At 36.8% G+C, this 6604-nt stretch carries 8 protein-coding genes (1 of these 8 cut by a window edge); 1 reads left to right on the forward strand and 7 read right to left on the reverse strand.

The genetic code is table 11. From position 1 onward, the window contains the following. Positions 1 to 9: 9 nt before the first annotated feature. From GILLI_RS10000 to pdxA, 4 genes are all read right to left on the reverse strand, one after another. Positions 10 to 1005: a beta-ketoacyl-ACP synthase III gene (locus GILLI_RS10000; protein WP_006988995.1), complete on the reverse strand. Its 996-nt coding sequence runs from the start codon at positions 1003 to 1005 to the stop codon at positions 10 to 12. Positions 1006 to 1175: 170 nt separating this feature from the next. Beyond that, positions 1176 to 1373, reverse strand: a complete 198-nt coding sequence (gene rpmF / locus GILLI_RS10005) for a 50S ribosomal protein L32 (RefSeq protein WP_006988996.1) — start codon at positions 1371 to 1373, stop codon at positions 1176 to 1178. Between the two features lie 9 nt (positions 1374 to 1382). Beyond that, a complete protein-coding gene (locus GILLI_RS10010) occupies positions 1383 to 1928 on the reverse strand; it encodes a YceD family protein (RefSeq protein WP_006988997.1) in 546 nt (181 codons plus the stop codon). A gap of 95 nt (positions 1929 to 2023) precedes the next feature. After that, positions 2024 to 3070: a 4-hydroxythreonine-4-phosphate dehydrogenase PdxA gene (gene pdxA / locus GILLI_RS10015; RefSeq protein ID WP_006988998.1), complete on the reverse strand. Its 1047-nt coding sequence runs from the start codon at positions 3068 to 3070 to the stop codon at positions 2024 to 2026. A 59-nt stretch (positions 3071 to 3129) separates the two neighbouring features. Here pdxA and GILLI_RS10020 point away from each other — a divergent pair, with 59 nt between their 5' ends. Continuing rightward, positions 3130 to 3717 (forward strand): riboflavin synthase, encoded by a 588-nt coding sequence (locus GILLI_RS10020; protein ID WP_006988999.1) that lies wholly within the window; start codon positions 3130 to 3132, stop codon positions 3715 to 3717. 731 nt (positions 3718 to 4448) lie between these two features. Here the strand turns inward: GILLI_RS10020 and GILLI_RS18410 are convergent. From GILLI_RS18410 to GILLI_RS10030, 3 genes are all read right to left on the reverse strand, one after another. After that, positions 4449 to 4622 (reverse strand): hypothetical protein, encoded by a 174-nt coding sequence (locus tag GILLI_RS18410; RefSeq protein WP_156798663.1) that lies wholly within the window; start codon positions 4620 to 4622, stop codon positions 4449 to 4451. Positions 4623 to 4688: 66 nt separating this feature from the next. Then, on the reverse strand, positions 4689 to 6266 hold the full coding sequence (locus GILLI_RS10025; RefSeq protein ID WP_006989000.1) for a SulP family inorganic anion transporter: 1578 nt from the start codon (positions 6264 to 6266) through the stop codon (positions 4689 to 4691). A gap of 126 nt (positions 6267 to 6392) precedes the next feature. Next, positions 6393 to 6604 carry the 3' portion of an esterase-like activity of phytase family protein gene (locus GILLI_RS10030; RefSeq protein WP_006989001.1) on the reverse strand. The gene runs 118 nt beyond the window's last position, so the window shows 212 of its 330 coding nt (coding positions 119–330); its start codon lies beyond the right edge, outside the window; it ends in the stop codon at positions 6393 to 6395.

Genomic DNA, 6604 nt, shown 5'->3' on the forward strand with positions numbered 1-6604 from the left:
ATTGGTTTATTAAGAATTATAAGCCCATTTAAGATAGATAGATCCCCAAGTGAATCCTCCTCCAAATGTTGCAAAAATTAAATTATCTCCTTTTTTGAATTGTTTTTCGAAATCGCTTAACAACAATGGAAGTGTTGCAGAAGTAGTATTTCCATATCGCTGAATGTTCATAAGTACCTTTTCATCTTCCAGGTTCATGCGGCTTGCGGTAGCACCAACGATTCTTTTATTGGCCTGATGTGCCACCAACCAATCCACATCGGAACTGCTAAGGTGATTCCTTTTCATTATTTGTTCACTGATATCTGCCATATTGGAAACAGCAAATTTGAAAACGGTTTTTCCATCCTGTGTTACATAATGAAGTTTTTTTGCCACGGTAATTTCAGAAGGCGGCATTAAAGATCCACCCGCCTCAATTTTAAGGGCTTCCCTTCCTATACCATCACTTCGTAGGAGTTCATCCTGAATTCCGAAGCCTTCATAGTTGGGTTCAAACAAAGCCGCACCGGCTCCATCTCCAAAAATGATACAGGTAGTCCTGTCGGTATAATCAATTATAGAAGACATTTTATCGGCTCCTATGACCAGTATTTTTTTATATTTCCCAGATTGAATGTAGGCTGAGGCAGTGGACATTCCGTATAAAAACCCGGAACAGGCAGCTTGTAAATCGTACGCAAAAGCATTTGTTGCACCTATTTGAGTAGCAACATACACCGCAGTTGCAGCAACAGGGAGATCCGGGCTAACGGTAGCCACAATTACAAGATCTATTTCTTTTGGGTCTAATCCGGATTTATCGATCAAATCCTGAGCGGCCATAATAGCAAGATAGGAAGTCCCTTTGCTGGGATCCTTTAAAATTCGTCGCTCTCGTATGCCTGTCCTGCTAAAGATCCATTCGTCATTGGTATCTACCATTTCTTCCAACATCTTGTTGGTCAATATATCTTCAGGGACATAACCTCCTACAGCGGTTATAGCTGCCGTGATTTCATTCATAAAATCAATTTTATACACTATACAGCAGCAAAGTTCTGCTTCTTTAACAAAAACGTAAAAAACTACTGCGAATTGGGGTGCAAAATAAGGACTTTTTAGGACTTATTCAACTTAAAACAAAAAACTCCCACTAGTAAATGTGAGAGTTTAATTTGTACGAAGCGATTGAATTATGCTTCTACTTCTTCGGTGTTATCAATTAGCACCTGGCCACGGTAATATAATTTACCTTCATGCCAATGTGCCCTGTGATACAAATGAGCCTCTCCTGTTGTTGGATCTGTGGCTATTTGTGGAACAGAAGCTTTATAATGTGTTCTTCTTTTGTCTCTTCTGGTTTTAGAGGTTTTTCTCTTAGGATGTGCCATTGCTACGGATTATTTATCGTTTAATAAGTTTTTTAATTTATTCCAGCGGGGATCTATATCTTCCCCATTTTCATGCTCTTTAATATCGTCCACTTTAGGACTTAATTCTTCCAACTTTTCAAGTACTTCAGATTTCAGGCTCCCGTCTATTACCCCGGGATGAATTCTTTTAAATGGAACAGATAATACAATCAATTCATAAATGTACTGAGCGACATTTAATTGATATTCCGAATGTGGAAGGATCAATAAGTCCTCATTGTCATCGTTAAACTCATCTCCAAACTTTACCACCATGATCAATTCTCCGTTTACAGGTTGATCGTAAGGTTCATTGGTGAGATCACAATTTACATTTACCATTCCGGAAGCCTTTAAAGTAAGCTCCATCATTGTTGGTTTTTTATCGAACAGCAAATCGATTTTTACATCGACGCTGTTAAATTCATCGTATTCAAAATGTTCAAAGAACTCCTTATCTATTTGATACTCAAAGGTATGCTTTCCTTGTTTCAACCCTACAAAAGGGATTGTAAACGCTTCTAATTTCTTCATAACATCGTCTATTTCGAGCGTCTGCCCTTTGGAAAAGGCAGGTGCAAAGATATAAAATATAATGAATTATCGATCTTTTATAAACAAATAGTTGTTTATATCTTTTTGCTCTGTTTTCTCAAGGGATCTTTGGTTAGTTTTTTATACTCCTTCCGGGTTTTAAAAATCTCGATAGCTTTAAAAACAGCCTCTTTAAAGGAGTTGATATTCGCACAATTTTTACCTGCAATCTCAAAGGCAGTTCCGTGATCCGGGGAAGTTCTTACTTTTTTTAATCCCGCGGTAAAATTCACTCCTTCTCCAAAGGAAAGCGTTTTAAACGGAATGAGTCCCTGGTCATGATACGATGCTATAATGGCATCAAAATTTTCGTGATTTTTAGAGCCAAAAAAACTATCGGCCGCATACGGGCCAAAAACCAAATATCCTTTATCTTTTAACTTCTGAATGGTGGGCTTTAAAATAGTTTCATCTTCCTGCCCTATCAATCCATGATCTCCACTATGTGGGTTTATCCCCAAAACGGCAATTTTAGGCTTGGATATCCTGAAATCCTGCTGAAGGGTTTTTTGTATCGTTGTGATTTTCTTCTCTATAAGCTCAGGGCTTATTATCTGGGCAATATCTTTCAGCGGAACATGGTCTGTTAACAAACCTACTTTCAAATTGTCTGTGATCATGAACATCAGGCTATCTCCCTGCAGTTCCCGGGCAAGATAATCTGTATGGCCTGGAAATTTAAATTCTTCAGACTGGATCGTATTTTTATTGATAGGGGCAGTTACCAACACATCAATTTCGTCGTCTTTCAAGGCTTTTGTAGCAGCCTGGAGTGATTTAAACGCATATTTTCCGCTTTCGGGATCTTCGGCTCCAAAATTAATCACCACATTTTCCTTCCACACATTGATCACATTCACTTTTCCATCTATTGCTTCAGAAACCTTTTCAATTCCCTGAAGGTTGATAGAAAGATCAAAATGCTTTTTTAGAAAACTCAGGGTTTTAACGGAGGCAAAAATAATGGGAGTACAAAAATCCAGCATCCTGGAGTCATCAAAAGTCTTTAGGATTATTTCACCACCAATTCCATTTAGATCCCCAATACTAATTCCCAATTTTATCTTTTGCGCAGACTTCATATTCTTTCCCCTTTTTTATTTCTATTTTTACATCACAAATGTAAGAATAATCCAAACATATGTTTACCGGAATTGTAGAAGAAATAGGAGAAGTACTTGAAACCGTTCCTGAAAATGGAAATCTTAATTTAAAGATCCGGGCAAAAATGACCCCTGAATTAAAGATAGATCAAAGTGTTTCGCATAATGGAGTTTGCTTAACAGTGGTTGGGCTGGAAAATGCCATTTATACCGTAACCGCCATTAAGGAGACTTTGGAAAAAACAAATTTGGGAGCTATAAAGGCAGGGCAATTTATCAACCTGGAACGCGGAATGCAATTGGGAGCCAGGTTGGATGGACATATTGTACAGGGTCACGTGGATCAAACCGGAATTTGTAAGCATGTAACAGAAGAAGATGGCAGCTGGATCTACACCTTCGGGTATGATCCAAAAATGAGCAATATCACTATAGAAAAAGGATCAATAACGGTTAATGGTGTTAGTCTTACGGTGGTGAATTCAAAATTAAATGAATTTAGCGTTGCCATCATTCCGTATACTTATAATAACACCGTATTTAAATATATTCAGAAAGGGGATAAGGTCAACCTGGAATTTGATGTGATTGGAAAGTATGTAAAAAGGCTTACAGAGCTTGCTTAAGCAGTCTTTCTAATCCTTAACAGGTAAATTCCCAAACCAAGACCCGCAATCAGCAAAATAGGAAGATGATCATTAATTGGCAATCCTACAGGAGGAGGAGGACTAAGAGAATTTTCAGTTGTGTCCGACATTTGAGGCTGCGGTAAATTATGAGTCTGCGAAAAGCTACTTATCGTTAAAAGACAAAATAGTGCTGACCAAAATACAAATGAAGAGAATATTCGTTTCGTTAAAGCGCGAAAAACACTTCCAGGTTCGCAAAGGCCTCTCTGCCCAAAAGAGCTAAAGCTCATGGAAAACAAGAGTGCAAAAAGAAATACTATTCTTTTCATAAATAGGTTAAATGGATCTGGGGAATATAAATATATTTCAAATGCTAATGATATTCAAAACATTTCGATTAAAAGGTGCCTTTAGTCGACAAAGAACTAAATCCCAAATTTATCCACATTCAAAACAAAACTAATCTTTATAATTCAATTACAAACAATTTTTAATCAGCTGTTTATATCTACGTAGATTAGGCAGGAAAAGTTTCATTAACAATAATCTTTTAAAACATTCAGAAATTTCAAACCTAAACAAACATCCTTTACCTTCATTTCCCTATATAAAATTGGTCAGCGCGGATTTGAAATCCGCGCTATCCGCTTTGTTTTTCGAACAGTCCCGGGTATTAAGATACTCTGTTTTAAAGAAATTTTGTTCTCTTGCTTTACACCTTTAATTTGTTACCTCCTTACTTCACTACTCCGGTACTTCTCTACTCGTCCTTTTTTTGTTTCACTGTTTTTTTTTCGGTGTTTTACGACTTCGGCTTCCCTTAAGAAAATGATCTCTTCTGTAATGTTAGTCATCAGATCTCCTATTCTTTCCACCTCCTTTATCACCGAGAAAATCAACATAAACTGTTCTATTAGCTGCAGGTCAGCTTTTACCTCTTCAGAAATAATTCTTATCGGTAGTAGGTATTATTGTTTTTTCCAAAACTTGGTATAAAGTGTTCTGTCAAGATTTACGATCTCAAGTTTGATGTTTTTAAACTTAGCAGATTCCTTGAACTCGTCGATGATTTCATAGATATCATGGTGTATGAATTTTGCATCACTCCCATCAATTACCAAGTGCGAATCTTCGGGTAAGTGATCTAAAAAAAGCATAATATCGGCTTTATTTAAGAAGGTGGTTTCCTGGGCAAGTCTAAGCACGCGCTTGTTTTCCGATTCCTTAATCACTTTTTCATCGTTGATGTAGGCATTTTTATAATTATCTCTAAGAATGAAAAATACTGCAATGGTACCACCCACCATTATACCCGTAATAAGATCGGTAAACATCACTACCAAAATTGTAATGATAAATGGTAAAAATTGTTTTTTACCTTGCTTAAATATCTGCTTGTAAATACCAACGCTGGTAAGCTTATAACCAACCACAAATAAAACTGCAGATAATGCCGCTAAAGGGATTAAATTTAAAAGCATTGGGATGGCAGCAACACACAGCAGCATAATAACACCATGTGTTATGGTAGCAGTTTTTGTTTTAGCACCGGCGTGAACGTTTGCTGATGTTCTTACAATAACAGCGGTTATTGGTAATCCACCCACAAAACCCGCAACTATATTTCCAATACCCTGAGCTTTAAGCTCTCGATTTGTTGAAGTTCTTCTTTTATACGGATCAAGTTTATCACCCGCCTCTGTACTTAAAAGTGACTCTAAACTCGCAATAAAAGCAATCGATAAAGCGATAGTGTAAACATCTACATTTCCAATTACTGAAAAATCCGGAAATTGAAAGAAATTTGCGAATTCACCTATTGAATCTGCAACAGGTAAATTCACCAGCTGACTGGAATCCAAGGCGAAATCTGGCAAATAAAATTTAAAAAATTCATTTAAAAAGATACTAATAACCACAGCGGCTAATGCAGATGGGAAGAATTTAAAAAATGTAAATCGTTTTAATGCTGGACGATCCCAACCAATTATTATTATTAAGGATGCGATAGTTATGATAGTGGCGCCATAACTTATTTCCTTAAATATTTTGAGAAGCTCTGTAAAAGTATTGGTTCCATCATAGTTTTGAAAAGATTCAACTCTTTCAAAAGCGCCGGCTACTCCAAAAGCGTGCGGAATTTGCTTCAGGATCAATATAAGCCCAATTGAAGCAAGTATCCCTTTAATCATAGCATTAGGGAAAAAGTAAGCTACCGTTCCTGCTTTTAAATATCCTAAGGCTATTTGCAAAAGTCCGGCAAAAATAACGGCGACCAATACCGCTTCAAAACTACCAAGAGTTTGAATAGCTGTAAATATTATCAAAGCTACACTTGCAGCGGGACCACTAACATTGATACTCGAGTTACTCGAGAAACCCACTACAATTCCACCAATAATTCCGGCAATAATTCCCGAAAAGAGCGGAGCTCCAGATGCTAAAGATATTCCCAGACACAGTGGCAGGGCAATAAGAAATACTACGAGACCTGCAGAAATATCGGTTACAAAATGTTTTTTAATGAATTCAATATTTTCTTTCATATGTAGATGTTTATTGTTTTTTGGTGGTCTCCCGATATCTAGCTATCGGAAGTAATTCGCATATTTTTCTCGGTGTTTGTATCGTATTTTTGTTATGCTCATTTCATATCTGAATATTTAAAAATATTAGAGTTTAATCGTTACTTCCATCAGGATTATCTGAAAAATCTGTTTTCCAATACTGCTAAAATTATCATCGGATACCAGAAGTAAAGTTTTGTTTCCATTGGGGAGATCCGGCCCAAAAGTCATTCCTTCAAGATTGAAAATGATATTCTCTTTTAATTGTTTTCTTACACCTTTGGGGGGGAAAACGAGTTTTTTTGTTGCCGCGGTAT

Origin of the sequence: Gillisia limnaea DSM 15749, from assembly GCF_000243235.1 — a bacterium.
In the GTDB taxonomy this organism is placed as follows: domain Bacteria; phylum Bacteroidota; class Bacteroidia; order Flavobacteriales; family Flavobacteriaceae; genus Gillisia; species Gillisia limnaea.